The organism is Mycolicibacterium iranicum (genome assembly GCF_014190915.1).
Lineage (GTDB): Bacteria > Actinomycetota > Actinomycetes > Mycobacteriales > Mycobacteriaceae > Mycobacterium > Mycobacterium iranicum_B.
In genome coordinates this window covers 37,506-54,412 of record NZ_JACHVU010000001.1, presented here as the reverse complement: position 1 = coordinate 54,412, position 16,907 = coordinate 37,506, and the positions used below count along the sequence as shown (strand labels likewise).

The window sequence follows — 16,907 nt, the reverse complement described above, 5'->3', positions numbered from 1 at the left end:
CACCGGATTTGTCTCAGCCACGCTTTCCCACCCTAGGCTCACAGCCCGCCGCGGGCCTGCTTGAGCCGCTCGATCACCTCGGGGGCGCCGTCGAACGACACCCACGCCTGATCGCGGCCGGCAGCGAACATCAGCAACTCGCCGGTGTCACCGGTCACCGACACCTCCGGTCCGCGCCCGACCGTCGCCAGCGTGTCGCCCTGCGGGGTGCGCAGGACGACTTTGGCCGGGGCCTTGCGCAGCGTCATCCGGGCCATCATCGCGACGGGCCTGCGCAGCGCTCCGGTGGTCTCCTCGTCGAGGGGCCGCGGCTCCCAGTCGCCCTGGGCGCGGCGGACATCCTCGTGGTGGATGAACATCTCGGCGGGGTTGGCCACCGGATCGAGCACCTTGAACGGCGAGTACACCGGTGGGCCGTCGGCGACCTGGCCCAGCAGCACGTCCCAGTCGGTGGAGGCGGCGGTGCGCTCCTGGACCCGCTCGGTGTAGTCGGCGAAGGCCGGTATCAGGATCCCCGGTGCGGCGTCGAGCCGTCGTTCCCGGACGACGAGATGGGCGGTCAGATCCCGGACGTCCCAGCCTTCGCACAGCGTGGGGGCGTCGGGCGGGGTGTCGCGGAACGTCGCCACCAGGGCGGCGCGCTCGCGTTGCGCAACGGTCATGATCTGCCTTTCGTTCAGCCCAGGGCGCGGTCGAGGTTGATGGCCGCGCTGATCAGCGACAGGTGGGTGAATGCCTGAGGAAAGTTACCGACCTGGTCTCCGGTCGCGCTGACCTGCTCAGCGTAGAGACCGACGTGGTTGGCGTAGGTGAACATCTTCTCCAGGGCCAGCTGCGCATCGCGCAGACGCCCGGCCCGGGTGAGCGCCTCGACGTACCAGAAGGTGCACAGGGAGAAGGTGCCTTCGTCACCGTCCAGGCCGTCGGTGGCCGGGTCGTAGCGGAACACCAGGCTGTCGGTGACCAGCTCCCGCTCGACGGCCTCCAGTGTCGACAGGAAGCGGGGGTCGGCCGGCGAGATGAACTTGACCATCGGCATCAGCAGGACGCCGGCGTCGAGGCGGTCGCCGCCCTCCACCTGGGTGAAGGCCTGCAGATCCGAGTTCCACGATTTGGTCATGATGCGGTGGTAGATCTCGTCGCGGGTGGCCGTCCACGTCACCAGATCGGCCGGCAGGCCGCGTCGGCGGGCGATGCGGATGGCACGTTCCAGCGCGACCCAGCACATCAGCCGGGACGTGGTGTGGGGGCGGGCCTGATCGCGGATCTCCCACATACCGGCGTCGTCGCGGGTCCAGTTGTCCACCAGCCAGTCGATGACGAAGACGACGTCGGACCACGCGTCGTAGCTGATCCCGGGACCGTATTTGTCGAACAGGTACACCGAATCGATGAGGTCGCCGTAGATGTCGAGCTGCAACTGCTCGACGGCGGCGTTGCCGACCCGCACCGGCGCCGAGCCGGCGTGCCCGCGCAGGTGGTCGAGCCGGAACTCCTCCACGGGCTCGTTGCCGTCGATGTCGTAGAGCACGCGCAGCGGCCCGAGGCCGTCCTTCTCGCGTTGGCCGCGGCCGAGCCGTTGGGACAGCCATTCGATGAAGGCGTTGGCCTCCTCGTTGAACCCGAGCCGCAGCAGCGCGTACAGGCTGAAGCCCGCATCCCGCATCCACACATAGCGGTAGTCCCAATTGCGTTCGCCGCCAACACGTTCGGGAAGACTCGTGGTGGGTGCGGCGATGATCGCACCCGTCGGCTGATGGGTGAGCAGCTTCAGGGTGATGGCCGAGCGCTCCACCATCTCGCGCCAGCGTCCCTCGTAGCGGGACTGCGCCAGCCAGGTCCGCCAGAACTCTGCGGTCGCGGTGAACAGCTCCTCGACGTCGTCGGTCCCGCCGGCGGCGTCGGCGGAATCGTCGGCGCCGAGCACCTCCAGGACGAACTCGGCCGTCTCCCCGGTCGTCAACGTCATCTCGGCGGCGACCACGCCGTCGACGACGGTGAGTTCGGTCGAGGACGTCAGCCGCATCCGGAGGTCTTCGGTGCGGAAGTCCACGGCCCGCGCGGTCGCCTCGACCGCGAATGTCGTTCTGCCGTAGTCGGGTCGAGCGTCGAGGCACATGCGCATCCGGGTCGTGCCGCGCACCGCGACCAGGCGGCGCACCAACCGCTGACGGTCGCCACCGCCGATCGGCATGAAGTCGTGGACCTCGACGACGCCGTCGTCGGTGAGGAACCGGGTGACGAGCGTGGCGGATTCGGGGAAGTAGAACTGGTGGGTTCGGCTGTGCTCGCACAGGGTGTCGAGCCGCCAGCTGCCACCGCGGTCGGGGTCGAGCACCGCGCCGAACACGCTGGGCGAGTCGAAGCGGGGCGCGCAGAACCAGTCGACGGTGCCGTCGGTGCCGACGAGTGCGCAGGTGCGCAGATCTCCGATGAGGCCGTGCTCCGCGATGGCGGGGCCGTCAGTCATCGGGCAATCGCCAGCCGCCGGGGCCCGGCAGCGTCACCGCGGCGTCGGGTCCCCAGGAGCCCATGTCGTACGGCTGCACGGCCGGCGGGTTGTCCAAGACCGGTTGGCACACCTGCCACAGCCGGTCGACCTCGTCGGAACGGGCGAACAGCGTCTGGTCGCCGCGCATGACGTCGAGCAGCAGACGTTCGTAGGCGTCGAGGCCGTCGTCCTCGTGGTCGTCGGGGGTGAGCTGCAACTCCGAGCTCACCGGGGCCACGGCCAGGTCGGGGCCCGGCAGCTTGGCGTTCAGCTCGAGGATCGCCGACGGTGTGGAGGTCAGGTCCAGAACCAGCTGATCGGGGCGCGGACGGCTGTCGCCGAACAGGTCGGGGGCCGGCCTGCGGAAGGTCAGGGTGACGGTTCTGCGATTGTCCCCCATCGCCTTTCCGGTGCGCAGATAGAACGGCACATCACGCCAGCGGTCGTTGTCGACGAAGGCCTCGAGGGCCACGAGCGTCTCGACCTCGGAGTCGTCGTCGACACCGTCCTCGTCGCGGTAGCCGTTGTACTGACCGAAGACCACCCGGGACGGGTCGAGCGGCCGCATCTGTTCGAACACCGCGGCTTTGGCGTTGCGCAGGGCGTCGGAATCCAGCGACGCGGGCGGTTCCATCGCCAGGAACCCGAGTACCTGGCACAGATGCGTGGACACCATGTCGCGGAAACAGCCCGTCGACTCGTAGAAGCTGCCCCGGCCCTCCAGGGCGAGGTCCTCCGGGACGTCGATCTGCACCGACTCGACATGGCTTCTGTTCCAGGACGGTTCGAGCAGCCCGTTGGCGAAGCGCAGTGCCAGGATGTTCTGGACGGCTTCCTTGCCCAGGAAGTGGTCGATGCGGTAGATCCGGTCCTCGTCGGCGACCGCCTCGGTGGCTGCGCCGAGTTTCCGCGAGCTCGCGAGGTCGGTGCCGAACGGCTTCTCGACGATGAGGCGGGCGCCGTCGGTGAGGCCTTCCCTGCCGAGCATCTCGATCATCGACTGCATCGCCGACGGCGGGACCGACAGGTAGATCAGCGTCTGCACACCGTCGCCGAGCTCGCCCTGCGCCTCACGGACTTTCGCGGCGAGGTCCGTACCGTCGTCGTCACTGGCGGATTGGAAGGACAGCCGGCCCACCAGGTCCTCGACGACCGTGTCGTCGACCTTCTTGACGGACTCGGACAGCCCGTCGCGCACGGAGTCGCGGAACTCCTCGATGCTGTCGGGGGAGGAGCGGCCCGAGCCGATGATGCGGTACTCCTGCGGGAGTCTGCCGGCGGCAGCGAGGCGGTACAGGCTCGGAAAGAGCATGCGGCGCGCCAAGTCTCCGCGTGCGCCGAACAGTACGAGGACGATGGGATCAGTCACGAGTCCGACTTCCGTAGTTGCAGCAGGGCGTTCTCGACGACCTCGGTCAGGGCGGGGTGGATCCAGTAGGGCTTGTCGGCGAGTTCGTCGGCGGTGATGCCGAAGTTCATCGCGACGACGAAGAGCTGGATGAGCGTGGCTGCCTGGGCGCCGAGGATGTGCGCGCCCAGAATGGTGCCGTCGGGGGTCGCGAGCACTTTGCACAACCCCGTGGTGTCCTCCATCGCCCACCCGTAGGCCACCTCCGAGTACTCGGCGATGCCGACGCGGTAGTCGAGATCGTCGTCGCGGCAACTCTTCTCGGTACGGCCGATGGATGCGATCTGGGGATTGGTGAACACTGCCGACGGGACGAGGTCGTGGCTGACCTCGCGCAGGTCGTCGGGGTGCAGCAGGTTGTGCTTGACTGCGGCGGCCTCGCGGTTGGCGACGTGCTTGAGCGGCACGGAGGTGCTGACGTCGCCGAGCGCGTAGACGCCCTCGACGGTGGCGCGGCAGTATTCGTCGACCACGATGCGACCGTCCTCGTAGGTCTGCAGATCGCCCTTCTCGACGTCGAGCCGGTCGCTGTTGGAGTGCCGCCCCGCCGCCACCAGGAGCGTGTCGGCGCGCACCTGCGATCCGTCGGTCAAGGTGATGACGATATCGCCTGCGCCGCCGGTGATCTCGGAGACTTCGGCGCCGCACCTCAGGTCGTACTGCGAGCGCATCAGGTCTGTGTAGGCGGTGCGCACCGCCTCGTCCTGGGGTCCACCCAGCAGCTGTCCCGATTTCTCGATGATCGTGACCCTGCTCCCCGCTGCGGCGAAGACGTGCGCCAGCTCGGCGGCGATGTAGCCCCCGCCGAGGACGGCGAGGTGTTCCGGCGGCGCGTCGAGGCGCATGACGGTGTCGGACGTCTCGAAGGGCACCCCCGACTCGGCGACGGCGTCCGGGACGACGGGGCGCCCGCCGGCGGCGATGACGATCCGCGGTGCGCTGACGTCGACCGGGTCGCCGTCGGTCGAGATCTGGAGCTGGCCGGGCGCGGTGAAGCGCGCGTGTCCGTCGTAGACGGTGATGAAATCGCTGTCCCGGCGGCCCTGCTCACCGTCGGCGGCCACGGCGTCGGTGCGCCCGAAGACCCGGTCGCGGACCTCGTCCCAGCGCATTCCGCGCATGTCCGCGTCGACACCGAACCGGCCGGCACCGGCGACGGTGTCCGCGATCTGGGCGGTGTAGGACAGCATCTTCGACGGGATGCAGCCGTAGTTGACGCACGTGCCGCCGAACTTCCGGTTGTCGACGATGGCCACGTCGAGGTCGGCGAAGTCGTCGTCGATGACCATGTTCCCCGAGCCCGCGCCGATGACGATCAGATCGTGTGTGCGCACCCGCCTGTGTTCCCTGATCGGGTTCGAGGTCAAACCCCGCCCAGGTGACCCGTGTGTGACGCGGGGGTCAGAACGCTGAGGGTCAGAACGCTGGGGGTCAGAACGCTGGGGGTCAGAACGCTGGGGGTCAGAACGCTGGGGGTCAGAACGCTGGGGGTCAGAACGCTGGGGGTCAGAACGCCTCGACGCCTTCGACGCTGATCACCATGCCGCGGCCGGTGCCGTCATTGGTGAATCGGGTGCCGTTCTCGTCGGCCTCGATGGTCCACCCGACCGCGGAGTACGTCCGGTAGTCCAGCGTCACCGCCGGAATGGCGCCGAGATTCCCCAGCACCCAGCTCAGGTCCCCGCCGGCGCTCAACCGGACGCCGTTGGCCGGGCTGCCGTCGACCTCGGGGGCGTTGGTGAACGCCGATTCGCAGCCCACCTCCTGCTCGTCGAGCTGGCAGCGGGTCTTGCCGGTCTTGGTCTGGACGAACACGAAGCCGTTCTGCGGCTGCAGCACCTCGCCGCCGGACGGACGGGGTGCGCTCGGGGCGGGTGCGGGCGCACTGCTGGGCGGCGGGGCCGGTGGCGCAGTCGTGGGCCCGCTGGGTCGCGGTGTCGGGAACTCCGGCTCGGCGAAGGAATCGGGGCTGCGGGTGGCGGTGCCGTCGACGGTCGACGAGCAGCCCACGACCGCGACGGCGCATGCGAGCGCACCCGTGGTCGCGAGCAGACGCCTTCTCATCGCCGCCAGCCTACGCAGCATGTGACGTGAGTGACTGGAGTGACTCGCCTGGGATCGGGACGGGTTTCGGCGCCAGCGGGTGTCCCCCCCGGGAACAAAATCCGCAACAGGCCCGTTGACCCCATCGACAGTTGAGTGAATCAGACTCAAGTTCGGCTTGACACGAATGCGGTGTCGGGAGCAGTCTTGAGCGCGGTGCACTCAGTACACGAAATCGTTCTATTCAGGAGGCAGTAACTATGGCTCGTGCGGTCGGTATCGACCTCGGGACCACCAACTCCGTCGTCGCAGTGCTGGAGGGTGGCGATCCCGTCGTCGTCGCCAACTCCGAGGGCTCCCGGACCACCCCGTCGGTCGTCGCGTTCGCGCGCAACGGCGAGGTGCTGGTCGGCCAGCCCGCCAAGAACCAGGCGGTGACGAACGTGGACCGGACCATCCGTTCGGTCAAGCGCGAGATCGGCACCGACTGGTCCGTGGAGATCGACGGCAAGAACTACACCCCTCAGGAGATCAGCGCCCGCGTGCTGATGAAGCTCAAGCGTGACGCCGAGAGCTACCTGGGTGAGGACATCGCCGACGCCGTCATCACGGTGCCCGCGTACTTCAACGACGCCCAGCGTCAGGCCACCAAGGACGCCGGTCAGATCGCCGGCCTCAACGTGCTGCGCATCGTCAACGAGCCGACCGCCGCAGCGCTGGCCTACGGCCTGGACAAGGGCGAGAAGGAACAGACCATCCTGGTCTTCGACCTCGGTGGCGGCACGTTCGACGTGTCCCTGCTGGAGATCGGCGAAGGCGTCGTCGAGGTGCGTGCCACCTCCGGCGACAACCACCTCGGTGGCGACGACTGGGACGACCGGATCGTCGAATGGCTGGTCGACAAGTTCAAGAACACCAGCGGAATCGACCTGACCAAGGACAAGATGGCGATGCAGCGGCTGCGTGAGGCCGCCGAGAAGGCCAAGATCGAACTGAGCTCCTCGCAGAGCACGTCGATCAACCTGCCCTACATCACGGTCGACGCCGACAAGAACCCGTTGTTCCTCGACGAGCAGCTGACCCGCTCGGAGTTCCAGCGCATCACCCAGGATCTGCTGGACCGCACGCGCAAGCCGTTCCAGTCCGTGATCAAGGACGCCGGCATCGCCGTCGGCGACATCGACCACGTCGTGCTGGTCGGTGGCTCCACCCGCATGCCCGCGGTGACCGACCTGGTCAAGGAGCTCACCGGCGGCAAGGAGCCCAACAAGGGCGTCAACCCCGACGAGGTCGTCGCGGTCGGCGCCGCCCTGCAGGCCGGCGTGCTCAAGGGTGAGGTCAAAGACGTTCTGTTGCTGGACGTCACACCGCTGTCGCTCGGTATCGAGACCAAGGGTGGCGTGATGACCAAGCTCATCGAACGCAACACCACGATCCCGACCAAGCGCTCGGAGACCTTCACCACGGCCGACGACAATCAGCCCTCGGTGCAGATCCAGGTGTTCCAGGGTGAGCGCGAGATCGCTTCGCACAACAAGCTGCTCGGCTCGTTCGAGCTGACCGGCATCCCGCCGGCCCCGCGCGGTGTCCCGCAGATCGAGGTCACCTTCGACATCGACGCCAACGGCATCGTGCACGTCACCGCCAAGGACAAGGGCACCGGCAAGGAGAACACGATCAAGATCCAGGAAGGCTCCGGCCTGTCCAAGGAGGAGATCGACCGGATGATCAAGGACGCCGAGGCGCACGCCGACGAGGATCGTCAGCGTCGCGAAGAGGCCGACGTCCGCAACCAGGCCGAGTCGCTGGTCTACCAGACGGAGAAGTTCGTCAAGGAGCAGCGAGAGGCCGAGGGCGGCTCCAAGGTCCCCGAGGACACCCTGACCAAGGTCGACGGCGCCATCGCCGACGCCAAGACCGCACTCGCCGGCACCGACATCGCCGCCATCAAGTCGGCCATGGAGAAGCTCGGTGAGGAGAGCCAGGCCCTGGGTCAGGCGATCTACGAGGCCACCCAGGCCGAGCAGGCCGCCGGTGGCGCGGCCGGTGGTGACTCCGCCGGCGCGTCGGGCGGAGGCGACGACGTGGTCGACGCCGAGGTGGTGGAGGACGACAACCCGAACGGCGGCGAGCGCAAGTGAGCGACGCCGATCGTAAGGACGAGCCGATCACCGTCACCGACAAGCGGCGCATCGATCCCGAGACCGGACAGGTGCGTGAGTCCCCGGCCGCCGGCCCGGCCCCCAGTGGGCCGGAGTCGGAGGCGGGGGCCCCTGCCGCGGACGGGGCCACGGAGAGCAGCGCTGAGCTCGACGAATTGAAGTCGACGCTGCAGCGGGTCAAGGCGGAGTACGACAACTACCGCAAGCGCACGCTGCGAGATCAGCAGGTGATCGCGGAACGGGCCAAGGCCTCGGCAGTGGTTCAGCTGCTGCCGGTGCTCGACGACCTCGACCGCGCTCGCAGCCACGGTGACCTGGAGGCCGGGCCCCTGAAGTCGGTCGCGGACAAACTCGCGACCGCACTTGAGGGACTGGGGCTTTCGGGGTTCGGCGAGGAGGGCGACGCGTTCGACCCCGCGTTGCACGAGGCCGTGCAGCACGAGGGCGAGGGCACGCACCCCGTCGTCGGAACCGTGATGCGGCGTGGCTACAAGGTCGGCGACCAGGTCGTCCGGCATGCGCTGGTCGGTGTCATCGACACAGTTCCAGACACCGTGCCCGACGCGTCCGGGGCGGGCAATGCCGACGCTTCGGCGCCGCAGCCCTCAGAATCAGAGAACTGATTGAACATCACGACGAGCAGGTGAGGAGGTGACGCGATATGGCCCAGCGAGAGTGGGTTGAGAAGGACTTCTACAAGGTGCTCGGCGTCGCCTCCGACGCCGACGAGAAGGACATCAAGCGGGCCGCCCGCAAGATCCTCGCCGAGAACCATCCGGACCGGAACCCGGGCAACACCGAAGCCGAGGAGCGGTACAAGGCCGCCTCCGAAGCCAAGGAGGTGCTCACCGATCCGGCGAAGCGCAAGGAGTACGACGAGACCCGCCGCTTGTTCGCAGGCGGCGGTTTCGGTCGCGGCCGCTACAGCGGCGGAGGCGGTTTCAGTGGTTTCGGTGGCGGCGACGGACAGGAGTTCAATCTCAACGACCTGTTCGATGCCGCAGGGCAATCCGGCGGCGCGAACATCGGTGACCTGTTCGGTGGGCTGTTCGGCCGCGGCGCACAGCAGCCGCGTCCGAGCCGCCCCCGGCGGGGCAACGACCTGGAGACCGAAACCGAGCTGAGCTTCCTGGAGGCCACCAAGGGCGTGGCGATGCCGCTGCGGCTGACCAGCCCGGCCCCGTGCACGAACTGCCACGGCAGCGGTGCCCGGCCCGGAACCAGCCCGAAGGTGTGCCCGAACTGCAACGGGGCCGGCGTCGTCAGCCGCAACCAGGGCGCGTTCGGTTTCTCCGAGCCGTGCACGGAATGCCGTGGCAGCGGGTCGATCATCGAGAACCCGTGCGAGGAGTGCAAGGGCACCGGCGTCACGACGCGGACGCGCACGATCAACGTGCGGATCCCGCCGGGCGTCGAGGACGGCCAGCGGATCCGGCTGGCGGGGCAGGGCGAGGCCGGCCTGCGCGGGGCGCCCTCGGGCGATCTGTACGTGACCGTCCACGTCAGGGCCGACAAGGTCTTCGGCCGTAACGGCGACGACCTCACGGTGACCGTGCCGGTCAGCTTCCACGAATTGGCGCTCGGCACAACGCTGTCCGTGCCCACGCTGGAGGGCAAAGTCGGAGTCCGGGTGCCCAAGGGCACGTCGGACGGTCGCATCCTGCGGGTCCGGGGCCGCGGCGTTCCCAAACGCGCCGGCGGACACGGTGACCTGCTGGTGACCGTCAAGGTTGCGGTGCCGCCGAATCTCGAAGGCGAAGCCGCCGAGGCGCTGGAGGCCTACGCCAAGGCCGAACGCGCCAGTGGCTTCGACCCGAGGGCGGGTTGGGCAGGCTCGCTGTGATGGGCGCGCGCAAGGATCCCAACGAGCAAGCCAGGACGTTCCTGATCTCGGTGGCCGCCGAGCTGGCCGGTATGCACGCTCAGACGCTGCGTACCTACGACCGGCTCGGCCTGGTCAGCCCGCAGCGCAGTTCCGGTGGGGGACGGCGCTATTCGCAACGTGACGTCGAGCTGCTGCGCGAGGTGCAGCGGCTGTCGCAGGACGAGGGCGTCAACCTCGCCGGGATCAAGCGCATCATCGAGCTGACCAATCAGGTCGAGGCGCTGCAGGCGCGGGTCCGCGAACTCAGCGACGAGGTGGAACACCTGCGGGCCCAACCGCGCGCCAAGTCGACCGCGCTGGTGGTCTGGCAGCCCCGCAATCAGCGCCAGGCGCCGCGCGGCTAGAGCACCGCGCGGCGGCTAGGTCACCGTGATGCGGAACTGCGCGACCGCGGATTCGCCCGGCGCCACCTCGCGGTAGCCGCCGCGGCGCAGCGCGTCGGTGGCCGCAGCCATCGGCTCGAAGCACACCACGTCGTCGTCCCCGGGGGCATAGACCTGCGCGGCGGTGTAACCCTCGTCGAAGTGCACCTCGATGCGGCGGTCGCCGCCGGAGAGGGCGAACACCGAGCCGGCGGCGACCTCGTCGAAACCCTCGTCGATGAACTTGTCGGCCAACACGTCTGAGGCAGCGGCACGCGGCTCGACGCGGCCCGTCGGGATGCCCCACGCGTTGACCGGCTGGTAGCGCATGGCCGGGGTCTCGATCTGCCACTGCGCTCGCGGCACACCGGGCAGTTGCAGGTAGGGGTGGAACCCGAAGCACATCGGTACCCGGGAACCCGTCGTCGCCGTGACGGTCGTCTTCACCGTCAGCGTGCGGTCCTGCAGCGTGATGTCCAGCGTCAGCAGATGCGGGAACGGGAACGTCGCCAGCAGCGCGGGCCGAGACGCGAAGTCCAGTTCGGCGGTCAGCTGCGACTCGAGCAGCGTGGTGACGGTCCAGTCCCGGTAACCGCCCAACGTGCCGTGGATGGGCACCCCGTGCTGATCGGTGCGCACCCCGCCGGTGCCGGGGGTCAGCGTCACCACCGCGCCGTCGACGCCGTAACCGTTGCTGCTCAAGCGATTCGCCCATGGGTAGAGGATGGGGATGCCCATGGTCTTGTGGTTGGACACGTACGCCTGCAGGCCGCGGCGCTGGCCGAGCAGTTCCACCCCGTCGTCGGACAGCGACGTGGCCACCATTCCGGCGACCGGGACGTAGGTCGCGGTCAGCGACGACGACGGATCTCGCAGCGTGACGGTTTCGAACTCCTCCATGGCAGCGATCCTGCCATGGCGGACTCAGTTGGCCAGGGGATCGTGCTGGATCCTGTCGGCGGGTGCGCCCTTGGCCACCAGCGCCGCCTTGGTCGCGCGCACCATCTCCGGCCTGCCGCAGAGCAGGATCTGCCGGTCACCCCAGTTGCCGTACCGCGTCACCACCTCCGGGAGCAGTCCGACCTGGCGCACGTGCAGCCCGCGGGGCGGGGTGTTGTCGGGGAACGCCGACGCCCAGGGTGGGTCGAAGTTCAGCTCCGACACCGGCGTCACGGACAGCCACGGGTTCGTCGACGCGATCTTCCACAGGGTGTGCAGATCGTAGAGTTCGCACGGGTACTTCGCCCCGAAGAACAGGTGCACCCGGGGGTTCACGCTGAAGCGGGTCAGGTCCATGATCAGCGACCGCAGCGGTGCGAGCCCGGTGCTGCCCGCGACCATGAGCACGTCGCCGGCGTCCCGGTCGATCTCCATCGCGCCGTGCGGGTTGGCGACGCGCCACCGGTCACCGGGACGCGCCTCGCCGACGATCGCGGTGCTGACCATGCCGCCGCCGACCGAACGGACGTGGAATTCGACGTACCCGTGGGGGTCGGCGGGGATCGCGGGGCTCAGGTAGCGCCAGCGCCGCGGCCACTGCGGAACCTGCACCGGCACGTACTGGCCGGGGTGGTAGTTCAGCGCATGGTCCATCTTCAGCCGGATCACCGACACGTCACGGGTGGGCCGCAGATGCTCGAGCACCGTGCCGTCGCAGAAGGGCGGGCTCGTCTCGGCGTCCGCGGCCCCGCTCATCACCCCGACGACGAGGTTCACCACGTCGTCCACCGCCTCGGAGAGGCGCCGGTCCCACCGGTCGTAGAGAGCCTTGCGCAGGGTCACCAGGAGGGCGTCCTGCAGCGTCTTGTAGTGGGCTGCGGTGACGCCGTACTTGCGGTGGTCACGGCCGAGCTGGGCCAGGAACGCGACGGGTTCCTCGGCGCGCTGGGCGATCAGTTCGTCGCACAGCCAGCACAGGGCCTGGGCGAAGACCCGCCGCTGGCCGGTCATATCCGGCGGGAACAGGTCGCGCGCCGAGAGGTCGGCGGCGAACCAGTGGGTGTAGAAATCCCCGACGAGCGTCGCGGACCCGAGGTCGAGATCGAACGCATCCCGAAGGATGCGCATCGATTCCCGGTCTTCGAGTCCCACGCCGCACGATCCTAAGTCACCGCGGAGGTGCCGTCCGACCACGAAGGGCGGCCGCGACGGTCAGCGCGGTGCCCGCCAGGATCCAGCAGGTCAGGACCAGGGCCGGGGTCGAGGCGCCGGCCCCGCCGAACGACACCGCCGAGCGCAGCAGGGTCGCGGTGGCGCCCTGCGGGAGCAGCTGCCCGAGCGCTCCCCAGCCGGCGGGAAGCAGCTCGGGGGCACTCGACAGCCCTGACAGCGGATTGCCGACGAGCAGTGCCAGCCCGGCTCCGCAGACCAGTCCGATCCGGCCGAACAACGAGCCCAGACCGAGCACGAGCAGCAGCGCGGCGGCGATTCCCGCGGTCAGGGCGCCCGCGACGCCCCTGAAGTTCTCGTCGACCGATCCGAGCACGAACCGCAGCAGTGCGGCGAGGGTGACGGCGGCGACGACCGAGAACACCAGCGCGGTGGCGAACCGCAGCCACACCTGGGTGCGCAGCGCGAGGACCAGGGCGATGGCCGGCAGAATTCCCGCCAAAGTGAGGGGCAGGGCCGACGCCGCGAGTCCGGCCCCGCGGGGGTCCCGCGCGGTGGGCGGGGCGAGGTCTTCGGTTCGGACCGGGATCCCGCTCTGGCGGCTGAACTCGGCGCCCAGCTGGGTCAGGAGCTGGGCGACCATCGGACTCGCGCCCGAGGCGACGACCAGCGAGGCCTGGCCGCCGGGGCGGTCCGGCAGCGCGATGCCGCCGTAGACGTCGCGGTTCCTGACGGCGGCGGCCAGTGCGGCCGCACCGGGGTAGTAGGTGACGGCGAACGCGCCGGGCGCCTTCTGTTCCAGCATGTCGGCGACCTGACCGCCTGCCGCCTGCGGACCGGCGGCCCCGATCGGGACCTCGTGGGGGCCGGAGCGGGCGGCGGGGAGCGCGAAGGCGATCGCGACGAGCGCGAGCAGGGCCGTGACCGCGGCGACGATGCCGGCGGCCCGTGCGAGGGCGGTGGGCTCGTGCGCGGTGCCGGTGCGGGCGTGGGTCTGCGGGGTGGTGGCGGTCATGGCTACACCTTTTTCATTCATCGTTGAATTGCTTGGTGATCAGAGGGTAAGACGGGCCGGCGCTGATTTCAACAGCTATTGAAATGTTAGGGTCGTCCGGTGCCGCGAGCAGCCCAGGCGCCCCGGCGGCGGGGCCGCCGTCAGGGTGATCCGGTGTCCAGAGAGGCCGTTCTCACCGCCGCCAAGACCCGCTTCGCCCGGGACGGGTACGAGAAGACGACGCTGCGCGCGATCGCCGGAGACGCCGGGGTGGACGCCGCGATGGTGCTCTACCTGTTCGGCTCGAAAGAGGAGCTGTTCCGCGAGTCCCTGCGACTGGTCATCGACCCCGCCAAGCTGGTGGCCGCACTGGCGGGCGCCGAGGGCGACGCGGACGACATCGGCACCAGGATGGTGCGGACCTACCTCGGTGTGTGGGAATCCCCCGACAGCGCCCAGACCATGCGGGCCATGCTCGCGTCGGCGACGTCGAACACCGACGCCCACGATGCGTTCCGCAGTTTCATGCAGAACTACGTGTTGACCGCGGTGGCCGGCGTTCTCGGCGGTGACGAGCAGGCCCGGCTGCGGGCGATGCTGGCCGCGAGCAGCCTGGTGGGCACGGCCGTGCTCCGCTACCTCATCGGTGTGCCGCCGCTGTCCGAACTGAGTACCGACGACGTCGTCCGGCTCGTCGCACCCACGGTCACGCGCTACCTGACCGCCGACGCCGACGAGCTGGGATTACCCGACTAGAGCGTGAATCCCTTTGTACAGCAACAGAAGACCGATCACGATCAGGATGCCGGCCACCAGGGCCGCGTGCTGGCGCTCCATCCACGCCCTGATCCGGTTCAGCAACGGGTCGAGCCGTTCGCCCGAGACCGCGTAGGCCAGGGTCGGTAGCGCCACCGAGGACCCCGCCACGAGGACGAACCACAGCACCGCCCCCCAGACCGCCGGAGTGTCCACCCCCGCGGAGCCGATCGCCAAACCTGCTGCGGCACAGATGAGCAACACCTTGGGGTTGATCACCGTGAGTGCGGCCGCGGTGACGCCGGCCTTCGCGGGGGTCAGCGTGCCGATCCGGGTCATCCACCCCGGCATGTGCGCGGACGTCGTGCGCTTCACCCACTTGTAGGCGCCGTACACGAGCAGTGCGGCACCGACGGTGATCCGCAGCCACGACGCCCAGCTCGGCGGCTTCGTGCCGATCCCGCCGATGAGATTGGACAACTCCAGGAAGACGCCGGTCAGCACCGCCAGCCCCAGCAACCAGCCCGCGAGGAACGCCAGGCCGGCAGGCCTGGGCCGGGGCGATCCGAGCACGAGCACCGCCGGGATGATCGACACGGGGGAGAGCGCCACGACCAGTGCCAGTGGAATCAGCTCCGTGAGAACGGACACCCAGAGACTCGGCACCGGGCAAACCTAGCAAGGAGCCTGCCCGCGTGCGGGTCTATGGGCTCTCGGCGTGCGCGTCGGTATCGTCACCCCGTGACCCGGGACACCCGCCCCGATGCGGGCACGACGCTGACCGCCGTCACCGTGTTCCACCGCCGCGGGGATACCGCGGCATTCGACACCTGGGCACAGGACCTTCTCGGCTCCGCGCGGTCGGCGCCGGGCCATCTCGGCGGCCGCGTCTCCGTGCATGACGCGCCGACCCTGGATTGGGCTGTGGCGGTGGACTTCTCCGATGAAGACGCCATGCACTCGTGGCTCGACAGCCCGCAGCGGGCACACGTCCTGGAATCGGGCCAGGAACTCGGATACTGGCGCAGCTCGGCCGAGCTCATTCTGTCCGGCGACTGCCCTGCCTCGCCCGGGGTCGGGGTGTTCCGCCACACCGTGGCCGTGGGCAGCGACCAGGAGTTCCAGCGTTCGCAGGCACAGCTGGCCGCCGTCGCGGCCGGCCTGCCCGGCTACGAGGGGACCACGCTGCTGCCGGCCGACCGCAGCGGCGACTGGGCCTCGATCGTGCGGTTCCGCACGGGACGGCAGCTGTCCGGCTGGATGCGGTCGGCCGAACGCACCGACGCTCTGAGCCGGCTGCGGTCGACGCTGAGCCGGGACTTCTCGGCCGTGTCGAACACCACGCCGTTCGGCACGACGGTCCGGGTCGAGGACGGGCAGACGCTGATGACCCCGAACTGGAAGTCGGCCATGCTCGTCCTGCTGGTGCTCTACCCCACCGTCATGCTGCTCTCCCGCTTCCTCGGCCCGGTCCTCGGTGACATCGGCGCGCCCCCGTGGCTGAGTCTGTGGATCAGTCAGATCGTGAGCGTCACCGCGATGCAGTGGTGGCTCATGCGCGCCGCCTCGCGGCCGTTCCGGCGATGGCTCGACCCCGTGGACGGGGCAGGCGCGCGCGTGTCGGCAATCGGCGCCGCCGTCATCGTCGCCGGGTACGGCGTGACGTTGCTGGTGTTCGCGCTGGTGCGCGAGCTGCAGTTCTGGGACTACTCCGGCTAGCGGCCGGCCGGTACCGATGACTTCGGCGGCCCGCCCTGGTCGGAATTGGAGATGCAGAACACGAAAGGAAGCATCCCCATGTCGTTCGAGCACGTCCTGGCCGTCGTCCACGTCTCCGACGTCGACCGCAGCAGACAGTGGTACACGTCGTTCTTCGGCAGGGCCGAGGACAACAACCCGATGCCCTCGCTGGTGGAGTGGCAGGTGCTCCCCGGCGCCTGGGTGCAGGTGTTCCACGACCCGGGCCGGGCCGGCACCGACGAGGTCAACTTCGCCGTCGACGATCTCGAGGCCCACCTCGGCCGGCTCCGTGAACGCGGCGTGGAACCCGGGGACATCGTCGAGGCGAGCAAGGGTGTCCGGCTCTCGCGCGCCGACGACCCGGACGGCAACGTCGTCAGCCTCATCGGTGGGTTCCGGGTCGACTACTGACGCCGACCACTGATCCGTGGCCTGACGTTGGTCGGTCGCTCATGTGCGGGACACCTGGCGGCGGCACAGTGGATGCGTGCTGGTCCTGGCGCCCGAGACGTTCCACCGCTGGTGTCACCGCGTGACCGCACGCCTGCCCTGGGGTCTGGATCGGCTCGTCGCGCCGACGCTGTTGGGCTTCTGCCTGATCAACAGTTTCACCTTCGGGGTCGACCTGGTGCTGCTCGTGTCGTTGCGGGGTGGTCTCGGCGTCCCGTACCCGGTCGCGGTGACCGTGGCCTATGCGTGCGCGTTCGCCCTGAGCTACGCGTTGAACCGGTACTTCAACTTCCGCTCCCACGCGCCGGCGGGGCCTCAGCTGGCGATCTACGTCGTCGTGGTGGTGGTCAACTACCTGGCGTTCATCCTCGCGCTGTCGACGCTGCTGACGACCTTCGGTGTCGACTACCGCATCGCCCGGCTCATGGCCGGGGCGTGCGAGGCGGTGTACATGTACTGCGCACTGCGCTGGGTGGTGTTCCGCAAGGCCTAGTGGGTCCCGGGCCG

General features: G+C 69.2%; 17 protein-coding genes. 8 read left to right on the top strand and 9 right to left on the bottom strand.

The window, feature by feature from the left end:
• Positions 1–38 precede the first annotated feature (38 nt).
• From FHR72_RS00275 to FHR72_RS00255, 5 genes are all read right to left on the bottom strand, one after another.
• Positions 39–662 (bottom strand): TIGR03085 family metal-binding protein, encoded by a 624-nt coding sequence (locus FHR72_RS00275; protein ID WP_183465901.1) that lies wholly within the window; start codon positions 660–662, stop codon positions 39–41.
• Between the two features lie 14 nt (positions 663–676).
• A complete protein-coding gene (locus FHR72_RS00270) occupies positions 677–2,470 on the bottom strand; it encodes a glycoside hydrolase family 15 protein (protein ID WP_183465899.1) in 1,794 nt (597 codons plus the stop codon).
• A complete protein-coding gene (gene zwf, locus FHR72_RS00265; protein WP_183465897.1) occupies positions 2,463–3,860 on the bottom strand; it encodes a glucose-6-phosphate dehydrogenase in 1,398 nt (465 codons plus the stop codon). The genes FHR72_RS00270 and zwf overlap by 8 nt, the downstream gene beginning before the upstream one ends.
• Entirely contained in the window at positions 3,857–5,233 is a 1,377-nt protein-coding gene (locus FHR72_RS00260) for a mycothione reductase (RefSeq protein WP_183465895.1), read from the bottom strand. The genes zwf and FHR72_RS00260 overlap by 4 nt, the downstream gene beginning before the upstream one ends.
• Positions 5,234–5,405: 172 nt before the next feature.
• Positions 5,406–5,963 carry a hypothetical protein gene (locus FHR72_RS00255; RefSeq protein WP_183465893.1) on the bottom strand — a complete coding sequence of 186 codons (558 nt, stop codon included), beginning with the start codon at positions 5,961–5,963 and terminating at the stop codon, positions 5,406–5,408.
• Positions 5,964–6,202: 239 nt separating this feature from the next.
• Between FHR72_RS00255 and dnaK the strand changes: the two genes are divergently transcribed.
• The 4 genes from dnaK to FHR72_RS00235 are packed head-to-tail and all read left to right on the top strand — an operon-like array spanning position 6,203 to position 10,333.
• Positions 6,203–8,083 (top strand): molecular chaperone DnaK, encoded by a 1,881-nt coding sequence (gene dnaK / locus FHR72_RS00250; RefSeq protein WP_183465891.1) that lies wholly within the window; start codon positions 6,203–6,205, stop codon positions 8,081–8,083.
• Entirely contained in the window at positions 8,080–8,727 is a 648-nt protein-coding gene (gene grpE / locus FHR72_RS00245) for a nucleotide exchange factor GrpE (protein ID WP_183465883.1), read from the top strand. Before dnaK ends, grpE begins: the two co-directional genes overlap by 4 nt.
• 38 nt (positions 8,728–8,765) lie before the next feature.
• On the top strand, positions 8,766–9,947 hold the full coding sequence (gene dnaJ, locus FHR72_RS00240; RefSeq protein ID WP_183465881.1) for a molecular chaperone DnaJ: 1,182 nt from the start codon (positions 8,766–8,768) through the stop codon (positions 9,945–9,947).
• Positions 9,947–10,333, top strand: a complete 387-nt coding sequence (locus tag FHR72_RS00235; protein WP_183465879.1) for a heat shock protein transcriptional repressor HspR — start codon at positions 9,947–9,949, stop codon at positions 10,331–10,333. The genes dnaJ and FHR72_RS00235 overlap by 1 nt, the downstream gene beginning before the upstream one ends.
• Positions 10,334–10,348: 15 nt before the next feature.
• Here the strand turns inward: FHR72_RS00235 and FHR72_RS00230 are convergent, their stop codons facing one another.
• The 3 genes from FHR72_RS00230 to FHR72_RS00220 are packed head-to-tail and all read right to left on the bottom strand — an operon-like array spanning position 10,349 to position 13,475.
• Positions 10,349–11,251, bottom strand: a complete 903-nt coding sequence (locus FHR72_RS00230; RefSeq protein WP_183465877.1) for an aldose 1-epimerase — start codon at positions 11,249–11,251, stop codon at positions 10,349–10,351.
• A 24-nt stretch (positions 11,252–11,275) separates the two neighbouring features.
• Entirely contained in the window at positions 11,276–12,442 is a 1,167-nt protein-coding gene (locus FHR72_RS00225) for an FAD-binding oxidoreductase (protein WP_183465875.1), read from the bottom strand.
• Between the two features lie 16 nt (positions 12,443–12,458).
• A complete protein-coding gene (locus FHR72_RS00220) occupies positions 12,459–13,475 on the bottom strand; it encodes an ABC transporter permease (protein WP_183465873.1) in 1,017 nt (338 codons plus the stop codon).
• A 99-nt stretch (positions 13,476–13,574) separates the two neighbouring features.
• On the opposite strand from FHR72_RS00220, the gene FHR72_RS00215 reads away from it, so the two are divergent.
• Entirely contained in the window at positions 13,575–14,210 is a 636-nt protein-coding gene (locus FHR72_RS00215) for a TetR/AcrR family transcriptional regulator (protein WP_183465871.1), read from the top strand.
• Here FHR72_RS00215 and FHR72_RS00210 read toward each other — a convergent pair.
• Positions 14,199–14,876: a GAP family protein gene (locus tag FHR72_RS00210; RefSeq protein ID WP_183465869.1), complete on the bottom strand. Its 678-nt coding sequence runs from the start codon at positions 14,874–14,876 to the stop codon at positions 14,199–14,201. The genes FHR72_RS00215 and FHR72_RS00210 overlap by 12 nt on opposite strands.
• Positions 14,877–14,951: 75 nt before the next feature.
• Between FHR72_RS00210 and FHR72_RS00205 the strand changes: the two genes are divergently transcribed.
• The 3 genes from FHR72_RS00205 to FHR72_RS00195 all read left to right on the top strand — a co-directional run bounded on the left by FHR72_RS00205 (position 14,952) and on the right by FHR72_RS00195 (position 16,893).
• A complete protein-coding gene (locus FHR72_RS00205; RefSeq protein ID WP_183465867.1) occupies positions 14,952–15,929 on the top strand; it encodes a putative antibiotic biosynthesis monooxygenase in 978 nt (325 codons plus the stop codon).
• A gap of 78 nt (positions 15,930–16,007) precedes the next feature.
• Complete coding sequence (locus FHR72_RS00200; RefSeq protein ID WP_183465866.1) at positions 16,008–16,361, top strand: VOC family protein; 354 nt, start codon at positions 16,008–16,010, stop codon at positions 16,359–16,361.
• Between the two features lie 76 nt (positions 16,362–16,437).
• Positions 16,438–16,893 carry a GtrA family protein gene (locus FHR72_RS00195; protein WP_183465864.1) on the top strand — a complete coding sequence of 152 codons (456 nt, stop codon included), beginning with the start codon at positions 16,438–16,440 and terminating at the stop codon, positions 16,891–16,893.
• Positions 16,894–16,907 lie beyond the last annotated feature (14 nt).